The organism is Dyadobacter sp. BHUBP1 (genome assembly GCF_050587785.1).
GTDB lineage: Bacteria > Bacteroidota > Bacteroidia > Cytophagales > Spirosomataceae > Dyadobacter.
This window is the reverse complement of record NZ_JBOBIH010000006.1, coordinates 39,522-54,842: the sequence shown is the minus strand read 5'-3', so window position 1 is coordinate 54,842 and position 15,321 is coordinate 39,522. Positions and strand designations below refer to the sequence as shown.

The following is a 15,321-nucleotide window of genomic DNA, read 5'->3' as shown; positions in this document are numbered from 1 at the left end:
TGTACTTAAATACCAAGACAATGACAAAAGTATGGTTTATTACAGGCAGCTCCCGCGGATTGGGACGCAACCTTGCAGAAGCAGTTTTGAAAAGTGGAGATAAATTGGTTGCCACAGCGCGGAATATCGCGCAGCTCGATGACCTCGTTGCGCAATATGGCGATCAGATTTATCCTGTAACGCTGGACGTAACGGATTACGAGCAGGTGTACAGTGTGGTGGCCGATGCAGTTTCGCATTTCGGACGCATCGATGTGCTGGTGAACAATGCCGGTTTCGGTATCATCGGTGCTGCTGAGGCTTATACCGACGAGCAGGTTCGCAGCCAGCTGGAAACAAACCTTTATGCGCCGATCGAAATCACCCGGGCGGTGTTGCCTTATATGCGTCAGCAGGGGAGAGGCCGTATTTTGCAGATCAGTTCGATAGGAGGCCGTGTCGGCAATGCGGGGCTTACCATGTACCAGGCGGCGAAGTTCGGCCTGGGTGGGTTTACCGAAGCATTGGCCAAGGAAGTAGCACCGCTGGGCATTCATGTGACGAGCGTGGAGCCGGGTGGTTTCCGCACCGACTGGGCGGGCGCTTCCATGACTTACGCCCGTCAGATCGAGGGTTACGAAATGGTCAACCAGCGTACCGATTATTTCAAATCCGGCAAATTCGTGCCTGTGGGCGATCCTGAAAAGGCTGCCGACGTGATGGTGGCTTTGGCTGTGCATCCCGCGCCGCCCGTTCACCTTGTACTCGGCAGCGAGGCGATCGGCATATTGAAAAGTGCCGACCAAGCCCGGAAGGCAGAAATGGAAGCCTGGGAGGAAGTAAGCATTTCCACCGACCACGACGAGTCGGAGGATTTTTTAGAAACCTCCATGGGCAAATGGTATTCGGGCATCAAAAAGAATGCCTAATAGCTAACTTTGTTCATGGCCGATCTTAAATCCAACAAACAGAAATCCCCCATCGCGTATTCCTGCTATTTCACGCGGAACCGTGAGGGGGAGCAGTTTGCGCCCGAGCATGTGTTCAGCTACCAGATTTCGGGGACGCTCACGATTAATAACGGAGAGCAGGAGTACGTTTTCAAACCAGGGGATTACCGGTTTACGAGGCGTAATCAACTGTTGAAATTCATCAAACAACCACCCGCAGATGGCGTTTTCAAATCCATTTCTGTTTACCTGGACCAGGAAACACTGCGGAGTTTCGCCATGGAGCACGGATATCAGGCCGACCACTCGCGAAGTCAGGAAGCGGGATCGGTTATTGCATTGAAAGGAGGCGGGCTGGTGAAGGGATTTATGGAGTCGCTGATGCCTTACTGTGAGGACGATCAGCTGATAGACGGGGATTTACAGGCCTTGAAACTGCGGGAAGCAGTTATGATCCTTTTGCGTTCGTCGCCGGCGATGAAAGACATTTTGTTCGATTTCAGTGAGCCGGGTAAGATCGACCTGGAAGCATTTATGAATAAGAACTTTCATTTTAATGTGCAAATGAACCGTTTTGCTTACCTGACGGGCCGGAGCCTGGCGACATTCAAGCGTGATTTTGAACATATTTTTCACACTTCACCCAGCCGCTGGCTGCAACAGCGGAGATTGCAGGAAGCGCATTACCTGATCAGAGAGAAGGGACGTGCCGCCTCCGAAGTGTACCTCGAAATCGGTTTCGAAGACCTTTCGCATTTTTCGTTTGCGTTTAAAAAGATGTTTGGCGTACCGCCGTCGCGGCTGGCAGGCTGAAAAGTGCAGGTGTAACCGTTTTGCAGATTTCCCTGGTACATTGAAATGCCAGGAAATCTGCAAAACGGTATTGTTGTATGCATATCAGGAAAGTGGTTCCGGTCCGGGAGGGGCACCAGCGGGGCGTGAGTAATCCTCGGGTAATGGAATAAACTCGTGATCGTCGGCGGGTGGTAATTGAATTCGCCCTTGTTTCCAATCCTCCTTAGCCTGCTCGATGCGCTCTTTTCTGGACGACACGAAGTTCCACCAAATGAAACGTTCGCCAAGCGGCTCGCCGCCGAGCAGCATCAGCGTGGTATTTTCCCGGGCTTTGACGATAGGCTCGGCATTCTTGTTGAAAACCAGCATTTTCCCGGGCTGGTAAAAGTGGCCGCCGGTTTCCACCGAGCCTTTCACTACATAAATAGCCCGCTCGGAATATCCGTCCGGAATGCGAAAAGTAGCGCCCACCTCCAAAACGACATGCAGATAGAACAGCGGCGAAAGCGTTTCGACGCCGTTGGACAAGCCCAATGCGTCGCCGGCAATGAGCCGCATCCACACACCTTTGTCGGTAAATACGGGCAGTTCACTTTTGGTATAGTTCCTGAAAGTAGGGATGGATTCTTCATCCTTTTCGGGTAACGCGACCCACGTCTGGATCATTTCCAGCCCGCCGGCCAGCGCCGCAGGATCTTCGAAACGCTCCGAATGCGCAATACCACTGCCGGCTGTCATCCAGTTCACCTCTCCGGGCTTGATGACCTGCTGCACGCCAGTGCTGTCGCGATGGGTGACCTGTCCGTCAAACAGATAGCTCACTGTCGAAAGTCCGATATGCGGGTGGGGCAGCACATCCATCGACGACGGATTGGCGGGAACCGATTCCAACGGCCCCGCATGATCCATGAATATAAACGGCCCGACCATTCTTCTGAGGCGAAAAGGAAGTATCCGCTTCACCACCACCGACTCACTGATTGCCGCCTTCCGGGCTTCGATTACGATATCCAGCATCACGTAATTTTTTGGTTAAAGATAAGGGAATGCAGGATAAGTGAGAAGTGCCTTTTGTTAAGTACGGGTTACTTAAAGCATTTGTATTCTACTGTTTTTGATTACTTTTTGAAGGTTATACCAAGACAATCCCGACTCACCTTAATCGAATCCGACATGCGAATATCTCTCCTTAGCATTGCTGTTATGGCTTTTTTGTCGTATCAGGCATTTGCGCAAAAGACACAAGTAGTAAACAGCAATGTCAGGCAAGTCACGATTTACCGAAATGGTGCGGAAGTAATGAGGGACATCTCTCTGACGCTGGATGAAGGTACGCACGAACTGGTATTTAAAGGCTTGTCTGGTTCGCTGGATAAGGAAAGTATCCGGCTTTCCGGGTTGGCCGATTTAACTGTGTTATCGGTTTTGCCTAGAGTGAATTACAATCAGGAAGGGGAGAAGTCGAAGACAATGAAGCAATTGGAAGCTAAAAGCGAAGCCTTTAAAGAAAAGATAGCCTTCGAGCGCGGTATGGAACAGATTTATAAACAGGAAGAAGAAATGCTCATTAAAAACCAGCACTTGGGCGGTGATAAAGTGGCAGTGAAGACGTTGGAACTAAAAGAAGCTATTGATTTTCAACGCAAAAGACTCATTGAGGTCTTGCAGAAAAAGCTTGAAATAGCCGATAATATCAAGAAGTGGGATGATAGCCTGAAGGCAGTGGGAAAGGAGCTCACGCCGCTCCTTACGGATTCGCAAAAAGCTACAATGGAAATCGTAGTGACCGTTTCTGCGAAAAAGGTGGCCCAGGTGAAACTGGAATTGAGCTATTATTTGCCCGACGCGGGCTGGTACCCGAGCTACGATGCAAAGTTGACGGATCTGTCGACGCCATTGTCACTACAATTCAAAGCAGGGATGTTCCAGTACTCGGGGGAGGATTGGAAGAAGGTAAAGATGATACTGTCCACCGCGAATCCGAGGAACAGAGCACTCGCGCCCGAGTTGAAGGCCTGGTATTGGGGCTCGCCAAATGATTATAGCCAGTATAACACCGCTTCGGGAGACGATCTCCCGGCAGAAGGCAGCATTAGTGAAGTGAGCGGATTTGTAAAAGACGCGGAAAACCGACCGATTCCCGCAGCTACAGTGGCTATTAAAGGAACTAATGTTGGTACCAATACTGATATAAATGGTTTTTATCAACTATCAATTCCTACGAATTTGCCCGTGGCGAAACGGATCCTGGATTTTTCATTTATCGGATATCAGATGCAGTCCAAGCCGGTGACGGACCGCCGTGTCGACGTGATTATGCAGGAGGATATTCAAGAATTGCAAGAGGTGGTTGTTGCTGGTTATGGGGGAAGTGTAACCGGCATCTCTCAGAGTAGAGTTGGGAAGATGGGAGCAGATAAAAAGCAATCAATTTATTTGAATACCCATGAAAGGGAAGCCCCTACCAGCGTAACCTACGAAATTCCCGTCGCTTACACCTTGTTGTCCGACGGTAAAACTTACACCGCCGATCTGAAGACGGAACAAATTTCCGACAGCTATTATGAATACCTTGCAGTTCCAAAAGTGAGGCAAGAGGCGTTTTTGAATGCTTACCTGCCGTCATGGTCGAACCTGCATTTGCTACCGGGAGACGTAAACCTGTACCTCGAAAACAGCTACGTTGGGAAGACCCGTTTCGATCCGGCTCGTGCGCGGGACACGCTCAGTTTGTCGTTTGGCGCGGATAAATCGGTGCTTGTGCGTCGTGAGCAGGTCAAAAGTTACACTAAAAAGCAGTTTTTGGGTAGCAGCGTGACGGAGAACCGTACCTACCGCATTGTTTTACGAAACACTAAAAAGACACCTGTCAGAATCGTGGTGAAGGATCAATACCCCTTAGCGCCGGGCAAGGATATCGAGGTTTTCGATAAATCAGCGCCGGACGCTAAACTGGACGAAAACACCGGCGAGTTGACATGGGCTTTGTCACTACCCGTAGGCGAAAGCAAAGAACTAAACTTGCGTTATGCAGTCAAATATCCAAAAAATGCCTATGTAACCAGAGAATGAAGGCTCGTTTAGGAGCCCGCATTCTCTGGTGCCTGGCAAAGTAAGTTAAACTCGCTCAACTCAGCAGGATTTCCCTTTCAACCTCAATCTCCCGCAGAAAATGTGCATCATGCGATACTACCAGCAATGTCCCGCGATACTCGTTGATCGCGGCGGTGAGTATGCCGATGTTCTGAATGTCGAGGTTGTTGGTCGGTTCGTCGAGGATGATCATATCCGGGGCTTGGGTGCCGATGGCCAGTGAGCAGAGCATGAGCCGCATTTTCTCGCCGCCGCTAAGGTTGGCGCAAGGTTTATCCCAGTATTCGCGGGTAAATAAAAATCGGTTAAGCCGGATCTTGATGTCGTGTTCCTGCAATGCGCCAGAATTGAATTGCTGTGCCTGCTCGTAGACGGTCAATGTGTTGTTGATCAGTGAGTAATCCTGGTCGATGTAAATCGATTTGAAGTCTGCCCGCTCCATAATGGCCGGTGTTCCTGCGTCTGTGACAGGTTGAAGCTCGCCCAGGATCATGCGTATCAATGTCGTCTTACCGGACCCGTTGGCGCCTTTAATCGCAATGCGTTCACCGCTGGTGATCTGGAAATTGAGGTTATCGCGCCAGAGCGGTTGCGCATTGTAAGTGAAGTTGACTTGTTCCGCCGTGATCAGAATTTTGCCCTTATGCAGGGAGGAATTGTCAAAATCGACTTTCATTGTATCGAGCGCCGGGAGTTCGCTGCGCAGATGGCTGAGCTCCTGCGCGATGCCACCCACTTTTTCGGCGTGAATACCTTTCATTCGAGCGGTACTCCGCTCCGCATTATTGCGAAATGCATTCTGGACGATCGTGGGTAGGCCCGCCTTCTCCTGCTTCTTTTTACCGCGTGCATCCAGCTTCTGCTGCCGTTCCATCGACTCCTTTTCGACTTCTTTGGCCTTGCGGAGTGCCTTTTCTTTCGCTTTCACATCGAGGTTTAGCGCTTCATTCTCGATCTCCTTCTGCTCTGCATAGAAATCGTAGTTGCCGCCATACATGGTGATTCCCCGCCTGCTTAGCTCGCAAACGGTATCAAATAAATTCAGGAGCGTCCTGTCATGGCTCACTACAACGAGCGTATTACCGGTCGAGCGGATGTAGTCGTACAAAAGTGTCCGGCCACGGGCGTCGAGGTGATTGCTGGGCTCATCGAGCAGGACAATATCAGGTTCGTGAATCATGATACCCGCCAGGAAAACTTTCGTTTTTTGCCCGCCACTCAACTCGGCCATGGGTTGGGAAAGTGCAATGCCATGAAGTTGCCAATGTGCGAAAGCCTCCTGGCAGCGCTCCTCAATGCCCCAATCGTCGTCAAGCAATTCGAGGTTAATATCTGTCAAATGCCCTTCCAGGATTTCCCGGAGCGCCAGTAATTTGTCGTGAACGCCCAAAGCCTCAGCAACCGTCAGCGCATTATATTGGCCAAATAATTGGGGAACGAAATAGGGTTTCGAATCTGCTCCCACTGTTCCGGACGAAGGCTTTAACCTTCCCGCCAGAATGCCCAGCAAAGTAGATTTTCCCGCACCGTTGTTACCTATAAGCGCGATTTTATCCTGTTTATTGACAGTAAGATTTATATCAGAAAACAGCACATCCCGGTTCGGGTGTGCGTACGTAACACCTTGCAAAAAAAGCATAGAAAATTTCTTTTGAGAATGAATAATAGCAGCCGCCGTCACGGCCGCGTGCATTTATTTTCCTGAAAGAAATGATCTCCTACACCTGGTGTTTCCGGTTGGTGAATAATGATGCAAAGATAGGAATTAATCCCGAACGCTCAATAGATAAACAATCGGTTACTGTACAATCGTCATTTTAGTCAAACAAGCTCGTTTGGCGATACGGCGCTTCCAATTCAAGCAAAAGTGCTTTATTTTCGAGCCCGCCGCCAAAACCGACGAGCTTGCCGTTGGCGCCTATTACCCGGTGACAAGGTGCTATGATGGGAATGGGGTTCTTGTTGGCTGCGCCTCCCACAGCCCTTACCGAATCGGGGTTGCCGATTTGCCTCGCAATATCACCGTACGTCCTCGTTTCGCCGAACGGAATCGTCAGTAATGCTTCCCAAACCTGTATTTGAAAATCGCTGCCTATGAAATCGAGTTTCAGGGAAAACGTTTTGCGCTTTTTAGCAAAATATTCATTCAGTTGTTTTTCCGCTTCGAGTAGGAGCGGGTGGTCTGGGTCTTCCACGCGGCAGTCGATATCCGATTTTCGTGGATCATAATTCCAAAGCACTGCCCGCAGTCCTTTTTCACTGGCGATCAGCGTCAATGTGCCCGTAGGCGATGCCATTCTTTTGAAGCAGGTACCCATATTTGTTGCGTTTCGTCATTATGCAACAACAAACTAGATTTTATTGGTTCGGGCTCTCAGGATGTAGAATCGCGAAATCCGGATTTTGTCAGCAATCCGGATTTTTAAACCGCTTTCTCAAAGTCGTAATAGAAATCCATAAAACCGCTGCACCACCGTAGCCAGTATAGAATTTGTCCATTTCCATTACCGCCTCGGGTCTACACAAATCCATAAACACATGCAGAACGAGCTTGAAACCGCTAGTAATGGATACAATCTGAAACCCGGTGCTGATAAGGTCGGGGAGATTGGTTTGAATAAAACGATTTTGAAACCAGAATGTAAAAAGATAGGCAATGCTTCCCAGGCCGGCCAATACAAAGATGATCCTGGGAGCGAGAACATCCCTGACAACAGCGTTCAAGACATCAACCAAGTTAAGTTCAGTTCCTGATGGATGCTTTGCTGTTTTTGTGCTCGGAACAAAGCGCGATGAAAACCCCGAATGCGCCGCCGACCAATGCGCCAGAAATGTTGGCAATGCTGCCGCCAATCACGGCGGCGCCCATAGAGGTAGAAATAAGTGAAGGAATGAGGGAGCTCCATTGATCTCCGCTGCACTGTTTTTTAGTTGTTGTGATGGAGGATTGCATAAGTAGTGTGGTTTTGTTTGATTTAATAAATTGCCTAGCACTCGTTACAAAAGTAAAGAACGCACATAGAACTTCAATATCTTTTAACCCCTCAATTTCAGTTGCTTATTGTAGTATTTATTTTCAACTAATTCATTTAACAGTTACCAAACGGTTAAAAAAATGAAGGCCTGCACCTGGATCATTACAGGTGCAGACCGCTCATTAAGTTACCTGATCAACTAGACCAGCGTAGCACTCAACACGATTTCAAAACTGAATGCCTGGCTTACCGGACAGGTTTCTTCGGCTCCCTTGGCAATAACCTGGAATTCTTCCTCTGAAATACCCGGAACTTTGGCTTGAAGCGTAAGTTCAGATCTGGTGATTTTGCCGTTATCCAGCGTAACAATCGATTGCGTCTCCAGGGATTCGACCGTGTAACCGGCCTGGGTGAGGTCAAGGTCGAGTTTCATTGTGAAACATCCCGCATGGGCTGCGGCAAGAAGCTCTTCCGGATTGGTGCCGATGCCGTCGGCGAAGCGGCTGTTGAACGAGTATTGCGTTTTGTTGAGTACGGTGCTGCCCGTTGTGATATGTCCGGCGCCAGTTTTGATATCACCATTCCATACGGCTGTTGCTTTGCGTTTCATGATCTTTAGAATTTATAATTTAAAAATGGTTTGAAATAAACTGTACTATTTGGTACAAAATTGAATAAAAAAATTCAGGTTAAGATTTTCAGGTTCATACGGACCAGTTCAGCAAGCTTGAGTTGGTCGGGTTCCATTCTGCGTGTCACATTGATGCCATTCCAGAGATTCACCAGGTAAGCTCCCAGGGTGTCGGCGGATTCCTGGGTTTGCAGCAAACCCAGGTCTTTACCTCTCTGGATGGCTTCCGTGAATATTTCTTCGAGCAAGTGGAGGTATTTCGCGGCAATCATTTTCAGACCGGCATCGTCGGCCGATACCTGGATCAACGCATTACCGAAATAACAGCCCTTGTTACCAACCGGAGACTCATTTCCTGTAAGCGACAGGAAAAAATCTTTGATAAACTGGACCGGATCAGCGCATGTCGTGAGCGCGTCGCGGATAGCTTTGAAATTCAGCTCGACGACCCGTTCCATCGACTTCCGGAACAGTTCTTCCTTGCCGCCTTTGAATGCGAAATAAAAACTGCCTTTTCCGATTCCCATGGCACTGAGCAGGTCGTCGGCAGTCGCGTTGGCATATCCTTTCTTCCAAAAGACTTCCACCGCCTTGTCCAGGATCGCTGTTTCGTCATATATTTTAGGTCTGCCTGCCATTGTTGCTTTGTTTGATGTTACAAATGTATAATACTTTACCGATTGGTACAAAATAAAGATGAAAATATTTTTGAAAAATTTTTCAACTGGATTGGATGGGTGGGGAGGAAAGGATGAAGGAGGAAGGGGAGGAAGGGATGGGAGATGTTCGGATAACCGATTTGGTATCTCAAACATCGGACATTAGCTTTGTGAAGCGTTTATACATCATTAAAAATTGCTTCTCATTTCTTGAAAGCTGCCGGAAAACAATGGACTACCCTGGGGTTCACGCTCCTGATGCTTATCAAAGCATGGGTCGTTCCCTTGGTGTACCTGGATTATGAATTGCGGAAGGAATATATCATCGCTAATCTATGCGTAAACCGTGACAACCCGATCGTGGTCTGTGAAGGTAAATGTTACCTGGCCGAAAAGATTGTCGAAGCAAAAAAACAGGACGAGCGCCGGGCGGAGCAAACGTTTATGGCTAATCTGCTATTTCAGGCTCTGGACACCGGTAAGCCCTTCATTTTCAAAACTCCGGAACATTTTGAAGGAAGGTTGACGGTAACATTCAGCTATATTTCCCCATTCCTTTCCCGCATGGCAACTGCGGATATTTTCCATCCCCCGTTGGCTTAATCAGCCACTTTTGAAGGTTTTCTAATGGCGCGGCCCGGGGCAGCGCCCATCATTCCATTTCTTTATTTTCCAAACTTATCATGCGCGTGCATAACCGAAGCATCATCGTCGGTCTGCTGGCAGCGGCTATGCTGACTGCCTGCGAAGACCGCAAACTACCCTATCTGGGCGAGCCTCAAACCGTTGTTAAAACGGTCGAAGGAAAAACCATTGAGGAAACGGATTACCCATCGATCCCTGCTTTTTCATTCACCAATCAGGACAACAAAATTGTTTCCGAACAGGATTTCAAAGACAAAATTTACGTCGCCGACTTTTTCTTCACCACCTGTCCGACGATCTGCCCGGTGATGAAAAAGAATATGCTCAAAGTGTACGACGAGGTGAAGGATAACCCGACCGTCCGCATTCTTTCCCACACCATCGACCCCGAGCATGACACGCCCGCGGTGCTGAAAACCTATGCGAATGACCTGGGCGTAAGCAATGCAACCTGGCAATTTGTAACCGGAGACCGTGAGAAAATTTACAACATAGGACAGAGGCATTACCTGATTACTGCCGCGGAGGACGCCAAATCGCCGGGGGGATTCCTGCACAGCGGGCATTTCGTACTGCTGGACAAGGACCGCCACATCCGCGGCATGTACGATGGAACTACCGACGAAGGTACCTACGAGCTCATCCGGGATATCCGGACGTTGCTCAAAGAATATGAATAGGGAAATCGGCCTCCGGAGGAACCAGGAGGCCGATTTTCATGTAGCTTTAAGTGCAGTAAAACTTCTTTAATCACTAACCTTAAACCATTATGTCGAAGAAAATTCTGTTGCTCGCAGGGGATTATGTAGAAGATTACGAGGCTATGGTGCCTTACCAGGCCTTGCTTTCTGTCGGGTTTGAAGTGGATACGCTCGCTCCCGACCGCCAAAAGGGTGACACTGTACCCACCGCGGTGCACGATTTTGTAGGTGACCAGACGTACAAGGAAACACAAGGCCACCGGTTTGCGATTACCGCCGATTTTGATGGTATCAATCCGGCTGATTATGACGGGCTTTACATTGCAGGCGGCCGTGCGCCCGAGTACACGCGCCTCAACAAGCGCGTATTGGAGATTACCCGCCATTTCTTTGAAGCCAACAAGCCGGTGGCTGCCATTTGCCACGGAATCCAGATACTTACCGCCGCAAAGGTGCTGCAGGGCCGTACACTGACAGCTTATGTAGCCGTCGGGCCTGATATCGAACTGGCTGGTGGGACGTGGAAGAACATCCCGGCGGATCAGGCGGTTGTGGATGGGAACCTGGTTACTTCCCCCGCGTGGCCTGGTCACCCGGCCATTTTGAAAGAGTTCTACAAACTGCTCGGCGTGCAGATCAGCGGTATTTAAAAAAGGTTTTTGAAGTGAAAAGGCTGGACTTGGGATGCAAGTCCAGCCTTTTTGATAATGTACTAATTTGAATTAAAACTTGAAAGAAACACCTGCATTGATCGAATAATCGGCAAATGCGGCGTCGCCCCGCGTAAAGACGCCGGTTTTATCCGAATATTCTTTGTCGGTTACGCTTTGGGTACGGTTTCTGACAAATGCAACGGGTATCGTAGCGAAGAAGCTGAACTTTTCACCCGAATAGGTGACGCCGGGCTCCACGCTCCACACGTAACCGGGGCGACGGAAATCACCGCTGCCGCCAACGAGGTCGTGCACGGGGATTCCTTCCAGGCGGGCGCCCGCAGACACGGCCCAGCCTTTCAAAATCGGGGTGAGCGAATAGCTGAACCCTCCGCGTGCCATGTATTGGTCGGGTACACTCATAATAGCCTCGTTGGCAAGGCGGGGCGAAAGGGTTTCGCGGTATGTGCGTACGCCATTTTGCTCCCGCGGGTTCACGAGGTAAAAGAAGTTACCGTATACGCCGAAGTTGTGAAAGATATTATAGAATGTATTCAACTCTACGGTAACACCCGTTCCGCCATCGCCCAACTGGATAGATTGGTCGACAGTGCGCAGCTCTTTTGTGCCGTTCGGGCCTACATTGTACCAATAGTCCTGATAGTTGTAATCGCCGGTAGGCAGTTTAAGCCCCAAGCCTAGCTGGATATTGCCGCGGTAACTCTTTTTAGGATCGAAAAGCCAGCGGTAGGCAGCGATGCGGAGGTCGCCGATACCAAACGAATGCATGCTGTGCCGCTCGTTGAACTTGTTGGAGCCATTCACGAGCCCGTGTTCGTAAAGTGAAGAACGGGCATTTGAAATGATCGGGAGATCGACCATCAACGACCAGCGGTCATTCAGAATGCGCATAATATTGATGTCGACCGACGCCGTGTGGTTGATTACCTCGGTGTGCTGGACGAGCCGTTCCTTGTTCTCATTGGGTCCGGAAAAATGGCGGAAGGATTTAAAGTAACGGCCGCTGGCACTCACAACCCACTGGCTGTGGTTGCTGCTGTCGGCGTGCGCGATCATGCACGCATTACCTGTGCCGCGGATGGCGACACAGCCTTGGGAAAATGTATTTTGGCTGGCACAAAGAGAAACCAGCAATGCGAGTGACGATTGTAGTAATTTTTTCATTACGGATTTGGTGAATGTTCCTGGGGTTGAGTATACGCCTCTCATACCTGCCGGAATGCAGGGTTATGGGGGCTAAAAACTGATGCTTAGGACAGCAGTCCGTCAGGTGGTGGTGTTGGGACGGTATGGCAGGTTTCGAAAACCGGGCAGGAATATTGGTCTGTTGCGGATGGTATTGTTTCAATCCATTCCATCACAAAAAAGACATGCTTCTGCGGAGAGGTCATGAACTCTTTCAAAAAGGATTTGAGCAGCTTGGCGTGGCTTTTAGGCGCAGTACTTTCCGGCGCCGTGCTTACGGCTTCACGTTGAATATGATCCACGAGCTCCATATACCGGTCACGTGCATTCTGGTCGTATTCACAATAAACATACAAGGTATCGTTCAGAAGCTGCTTTGTTCTGATCTGATAATACTCGCCTTCATGCCTGATTTTGCCTTCCGAAGGCTCAGGGACTGACCAGTCGGTCTGATACGGGAGGGAAACCGGTACTTTTACGACGATATCGCGGGAATAGGCGCTGTGTTCGATATGGTCGCGACCCGCCGCAGTTGGCACATACTGATCCTCTAACAGATAGAGCACCGAATAGCCCATCATGTTATAGAGTAGTAGTACAAAAAGCAGGAGTGATAAAAATCGGCCCAAATTTCTTTCCAGCGGTTTCTTTAATGCAAAGGTAAGATAAAGTCAAAAAAATGAAAACATTGTACAATGCTTGCCGAGCTGAAACATGAAAGCGAAACTTGGGGTTGATCTTCCGGCTGAACCGCCTTATTTTTACAGTACAATAACAATGTTATGTCCGAGAACAGACTCTTTTTCTGCATTTCGCCTCCTCCGGCAGCCTGAAAGGCTTGATGACCGGAATTTATTTTGGTACTTCCCGTATTTCGGGGGGCGATTTCCCTATTACCAGTTACCATTGTTCACGAAGGTTGTTGAGCCTTAGCCCTTTTCGGGGGCTTAACCGGTTTGCGCTGTATTCACTGCGCCCGAAGTTCATTTTTAGTACCTTTTTGAACAAATACTCCAATGAAACAAGCTTTCATCAAGCTCCATATAGCGATTATTCTCGCCGGATTTACCGGTATTTTCGGAAAACTTATTACGATCAATGAAGGACTGCTGTCGTGGTACCGGATTTGGCTCGCAGGCATTCTGATGCTGCTGATCCTGGCGGTAACCCAGAAGCTCGAGCGTATATCATTCCGCGATTTTGCCCGTACTTCATTGACCGGGTTGCTGCTTGGATTGCATTGGATCTTCTTTTACGGAAGCATCAAGTATTCCAATATTTCAGTAGGGGTGGTCTGCTTCTCGGTGGTCGGTTTTTTTACGGCCATTTTCGCGCCGTTGATCAATCGCCGCCGTTTCGTGCTCTCCGAGTTGCTGCTCAGCCTGCTCACATTGTTGGGTATTGCTTTGATTTTCAGTTTCGACGCGCGGTACCGGGTCGGTATCACGCTCGGCGTGGCGTCATCGGCACTTGGTTCCCTTTTTACAATCACCAATGAGCGGCTCGCGCATTCTTTCAGAAGCGAAACGGCCACGGTATATGCCCTGATCGGCGGCGCCATTGCATTGACTCCGCTCATGCCTTTGTATTTCTATTATTTTCCCGTCGCGACACTCATGCCATCGTGGGCGGACCTGGGCTACCTGTTGCTGCTGGCGTTTTTCTGTACCGTTGTCCTGTATATGCTGCAAACGCAGGTACTACGCCGCATTTCGGCTTTTACGGTCAACCTCAGTCTGAACCTGGAACCCGTCTACACGATTATCCTGGCCATTCTGATCTACCACGAAAACAAAGAACTTCGCTGGTCGTTTTACCTTGGCCTGGTGTTGATCCTGTTATCGGTAGTGTTGCAAATGCTGCAAGTGATGCGTGCGCACCGGAATGCAGATCCGGTGGTGGCTGAGAGCCATTAAGAAAATGAACCGGGGCAGGATATCAACGCCGCCCCGATTCGCTTTCCAGTTTTTGTAAGAGGTTGTCGATCAGGGTCTCCATCAGGCTTGATCTACCTTCCATCTGCCCCGTAAACCCTCGATAGCCTAGCGCTTTGGGAATGTCTTTGCTCAGATTAATATTTCCCTGATCCCTGCATAAAGCGATTCCCTCGGTTTGTAAATGCGTGGCCAGGTATTCCTGCTCCGACTGTCCCGGTGTGGGAATCAGCAATGCCTTTTTTCCGAAGACTGCAAGGTCCATCAGTGTTGAATAACCGCTTCGGCAGACGACGAGCTGAGCACGCGCGAGCGCATGCGCCAGCTCCCGGGCGCTCGTATATGTCATGTATGTGATATGCGCAGGCAAATGCCCTGGCGCGCGTCCTGAGGGATTGCCGGCAATAATGTGGAAATGGTAACTGGTAACCGATGCGGCTTGTTGAAGCATTACTTTTTCCAAAATGCTCCGCATGGGTTCCGGGCCGGAAAGCAGGACAAGGATGTTGTTAGTATGGCTCTGTACAAATGCGGCCGGAGGTGACAGTTGGGAAAGTAGCCCAACGTAATGTGCATTTGCAGGAAGTTGCCGCGGGTGCGACAATGCACCGGCCAGCCCGCCATTTTCCTGCTCATCTACAACCCAGCATTCATCGAATTTTCCCAGCATATGGTAATGCAGTCGCCGCATCACGGAGTCTGCGGCTGTGCCGAATCCTGTCATGATCTGTAACTGATGAGTCAGAATGACCGATTTTAGACCGTCGATTTTCAGTCCATACCGATTGTCGGAAATCACCAGATCAAACCGGTGCGTGGCTTGTATATCGCGTAGCCACTGTCTTTCCCGACCAATTGCTCCCAGGATTTTCGGGATTTGAGACAGTATTTTCAGTACAAAAGTGCCGCCGCTGCTGCTATAAGTAATGTTGTAACCCGGAAGCATGAGTTGTGGCAGATCGGGAAAGTTCTTTTCCAACAACACCGCAGTCGCCCCGGAAGCGGCGAGGGTTACCTCACATCCTTTGTCAATAAGGTACCGGATGACGGGGATACAGCGTGTAGCATGTCCCAGTCCCCAGTCCAGCGGCGCTATCAGG

General features: G+C 49.5%; 17 protein-coding genes. 8 read left to right on the top strand and 9 right to left on the bottom strand.

The genetic code is table 11. The annotated features are described in order from the left end of the window. Positions 1-20: 20 nt before the first annotated feature. Together ACQ4MZ_RS22390 and ACQ4MZ_RS22385 are read left to right on the top strand one after the other, a co-directional pair. The gene (locus tag ACQ4MZ_RS22390) at positions 21-908 is read left to right on the top strand and encodes an oxidoreductase (RefSeq protein WP_430848687.1); all 888 of its coding nucleotides are present in this window, start codon (positions 21-23) and stop codon (positions 906-908) included. A gap of 15 nt (positions 909-923) precedes the next feature. Next, positions 924-1,742, top strand: coding sequence for a helix-turn-helix domain-containing protein (locus ACQ4MZ_RS22385; protein WP_430848685.1), 819 nt, complete (start codon positions 924-926; stop codon positions 1,740-1,742). A gap of 84 nt (positions 1,743-1,826) precedes the next feature. Here the strand turns inward: ACQ4MZ_RS22385 and ACQ4MZ_RS22380 are convergent, their stop codons facing one another. Next, the gene (locus ACQ4MZ_RS22380; protein ID WP_430848683.1) at positions 1,827-2,741 is read right to left on the bottom strand and encodes a pirin family protein; all 915 of its coding nucleotides are present in this window, start codon (positions 2,739-2,741) and stop codon (positions 1,827-1,829) included. Between the two features lie 156 nt (positions 2,742-2,897). On the opposite strand from ACQ4MZ_RS22380, the gene ACQ4MZ_RS22375 reads away from it, so the two are divergent. Then, positions 2,898-4,796 (top strand): DUF4139 domain-containing protein, encoded by a 1,899-nt coding sequence (locus ACQ4MZ_RS22375; protein WP_430848681.1) that lies wholly within the window; start codon positions 2,898-2,900, stop codon positions 4,794-4,796. 55 nt (positions 4,797-4,851) lie between these two features. On the opposite strand, the gene abc-f is transcribed toward ACQ4MZ_RS22375, so the two are convergent. After that, entirely contained in the window at positions 4,852-6,456 is a 1,605-nt protein-coding gene (abc-f, locus tag ACQ4MZ_RS22370; protein WP_430848679.1) for a ribosomal protection-like ABC-F family protein, read from the bottom strand. Positions 6,457-6,634: 178 nt separating this feature from the next. Continuing rightward, positions 6,635-7,135, bottom strand: a complete 501-nt coding sequence (locus ACQ4MZ_RS22365) for a methylated-DNA--[protein]-cysteine S-methyltransferase (RefSeq protein WP_430848677.1) — start codon at positions 7,133-7,135, stop codon at positions 6,635-6,637. A gap of 220 nt (positions 7,136-7,355) precedes the next feature. On the opposite strand from ACQ4MZ_RS22365, the gene ACQ4MZ_RS22360 reads away from it, so the two are divergent. After that, positions 7,356-7,571: a hypothetical protein gene (locus ACQ4MZ_RS22360; protein ID WP_430848675.1), complete on the top strand. Its 216-nt coding sequence runs from the start codon at positions 7,356-7,358 to the stop codon at positions 7,569-7,571. Here ACQ4MZ_RS22360 and ACQ4MZ_RS22355 read toward each other — a convergent pair. The 3 genes from ACQ4MZ_RS22355 to ACQ4MZ_RS22345 all read right to left on the bottom strand — a co-directional run bounded on the left by ACQ4MZ_RS22355 (position 7,561) and on the right by ACQ4MZ_RS22345 (position 9,061). Then, the gene (locus tag ACQ4MZ_RS22355) at positions 7,561-7,770 is read right to left on the bottom strand and encodes a hypothetical protein (RefSeq protein WP_430848673.1); all 210 of its coding nucleotides are present in this window, start codon (positions 7,768-7,770) and stop codon (positions 7,561-7,563) included. The two genes, ACQ4MZ_RS22360 and ACQ4MZ_RS22355, sit on opposite strands and share 11 nt — an antisense overlap. Positions 7,771-7,991: 221 nt before the next feature. Further along, the gene (locus tag ACQ4MZ_RS22350) at positions 7,992-8,402 is read right to left on the bottom strand and encodes an OsmC family protein (protein WP_430848671.1); all 411 of its coding nucleotides are present in this window, start codon (positions 8,400-8,402) and stop codon (positions 7,992-7,994) included. 74 nt (positions 8,403-8,476) lie between these two features. After that, positions 8,477-9,061 carry a TetR/AcrR family transcriptional regulator gene (locus ACQ4MZ_RS22345; RefSeq protein WP_430848669.1) on the bottom strand — a complete coding sequence of 195 codons (585 nt, stop codon included), beginning with the start codon at positions 9,059-9,061 and terminating at the stop codon, positions 8,477-8,479. Positions 9,062-9,292: 231 nt separating this feature from the next. Here ACQ4MZ_RS22345 and ACQ4MZ_RS22340 point away from each other — a divergent pair, with 231 nt between their 5' ends. The 3 genes from ACQ4MZ_RS22340 (at position 9,293) to ACQ4MZ_RS22330 (ending at position 11,078) form a co-directional block, all read left to right on the top strand. After that, positions 9,293-9,685: a hypothetical protein gene (locus ACQ4MZ_RS22340; protein WP_430848667.1), complete on the top strand. Its 393-nt coding sequence runs from the start codon at positions 9,293-9,295 to the stop codon at positions 9,683-9,685. Between the two features lie 80 nt (positions 9,686-9,765). Further along, entirely contained in the window at positions 9,766-10,407 is a 642-nt protein-coding gene (locus tag ACQ4MZ_RS22335; RefSeq protein ID WP_430848665.1) for an SCO family protein, read from the top strand. A gap of 89 nt (positions 10,408-10,496) precedes the next feature. After that, complete coding sequence (locus tag ACQ4MZ_RS22330) at positions 10,497-11,078, top strand: DJ-1/PfpI family protein (protein WP_291206094.1); 582 nt, start codon at positions 10,497-10,499, stop codon at positions 11,076-11,078. Positions 11,079-11,150: 72 nt separating this feature from the next. Here ACQ4MZ_RS22330 and ACQ4MZ_RS22325 read toward each other — a convergent pair whose 3' ends face one another. Continuing rightward, positions 11,151-12,266 (bottom strand): hypothetical protein, encoded by a 1,116-nt coding sequence (locus tag ACQ4MZ_RS22325; RefSeq protein ID WP_430848663.1) that lies wholly within the window; start codon positions 12,264-12,266, stop codon positions 11,151-11,153. Positions 12,267-12,352: 86 nt separating this feature from the next. After that, complete coding sequence (locus ACQ4MZ_RS22320) at positions 12,353-12,916, bottom strand: hypothetical protein (RefSeq protein ID WP_430848661.1); 564 nt, start codon at positions 12,914-12,916, stop codon at positions 12,353-12,355. 387 nt (positions 12,917-13,303) lie between these two features. Between ACQ4MZ_RS22320 and ACQ4MZ_RS22315 the strand changes: the two genes are divergently transcribed. Next, the gene (locus ACQ4MZ_RS22315) at positions 13,304-14,203 is read left to right on the top strand and encodes a DMT family transporter (protein WP_430848659.1); all 900 of its coding nucleotides are present in this window, start codon (positions 13,304-13,306) and stop codon (positions 14,201-14,203) included. Positions 14,204-14,225: 22 nt separating this feature from the next. Here the strand turns inward: ACQ4MZ_RS22315 and ACQ4MZ_RS22310 are convergent, their stop codons facing one another. Beyond that, positions 14,226-15,206: a glycosyltransferase gene (locus ACQ4MZ_RS22310; RefSeq protein ID WP_430848657.1), complete on the bottom strand. Its 981-nt coding sequence runs from the start codon at positions 15,204-15,206 to the stop codon at positions 14,226-14,228. Between the last annotated feature and the right edge of the window lie 115 nt (positions 15,207-15,321).

What these genes read in the sequence shown, in the direction of transcription:
- ACQ4MZ_RS22390 (WP_430848687.1), top strand. Translation starts at nt 21, where the DNA reads ATGACAAAAGTATGGTTTATTACAGGCAGCTCCCGCGGATTGGGACGC.
- ACQ4MZ_RS22385 (WP_430848685.1), top strand. Translation starts at nt 924, where the DNA reads ATGGCCGATCTTAAATCCAACAAACAGAAATCCCCCATCGCGTATTCC.
- ACQ4MZ_RS22380 (WP_430848683.1), bottom strand. Translation starts at nt 2,741, where the DNA reads ATGCTGGATATCGTAATCGAAGCCCGGAAGGCGGCAATCAGTGAGTCG.
- ACQ4MZ_RS22375 (WP_430848681.1), top strand. Translation starts at nt 2,898, where the DNA reads ATGCGAATATCTCTCCTTAGCATTGCTGTTATGGCTTTTTTGTCGTAT.
- abc-f (WP_430848679.1), bottom strand. Translation starts at nt 6,456, where the DNA reads ATGCTTTTTTTGCAAGGTGTTACGTACGCACACCCGAACCGGGATGTG.
- ACQ4MZ_RS22365 (WP_430848677.1), bottom strand. Translation starts at nt 7,135, where the DNA reads ATGGGTACCTGCTTCAAAAGAATGGCATCGCCTACGGGCACATTGACG.
- ACQ4MZ_RS22360 (WP_430848675.1), top strand. Translation starts at nt 7,356, where the DNA reads ATGCAGAACGAGCTTGAAACCGCTAGTAATGGATACAATCTGAAACCC.
- ACQ4MZ_RS22355 (WP_430848673.1), bottom strand. Translation starts at nt 7,770, where the DNA reads ATGCAATCCTCCATCACAACAACTAAAAAACAGTGCAGCGGAGATCAA.
- ACQ4MZ_RS22350 (WP_430848671.1), bottom strand. Translation starts at nt 8,402, where the DNA reads ATGAAACGCAAAGCAACAGCCGTATGGAATGGTGATATCAAAACTGGC.
- ACQ4MZ_RS22345 (WP_430848669.1), bottom strand. Translation starts at nt 9,061, where the DNA reads ATGGCAGGCAGACCTAAAATATATGACGAAACAGCGATCCTGGACAAG.
- ACQ4MZ_RS22335 (WP_430848665.1), top strand. Translation starts at nt 9,766, where the DNA reads ATGCGCGTGCATAACCGAAGCATCATCGTCGGTCTGCTGGCAGCGGCT.
- ACQ4MZ_RS22330 (WP_291206094.1), top strand. Translation starts at nt 10,497, where the DNA reads ATGTCGAAGAAAATTCTGTTGCTCGCAGGGGATTATGTAGAAGATTAC.
- ACQ4MZ_RS22325 (WP_430848663.1), bottom strand. Translation starts at nt 12,266, where the DNA reads ATGAAAAAATTACTACAATCGTCACTCGCATTGCTGGTTTCTCTTTGT.
- ACQ4MZ_RS22315 (WP_430848659.1), top strand. Translation starts at nt 13,304, where the DNA reads ATGAAACAAGCTTTCATCAAGCTCCATATAGCGATTATTCTCGCCGGA.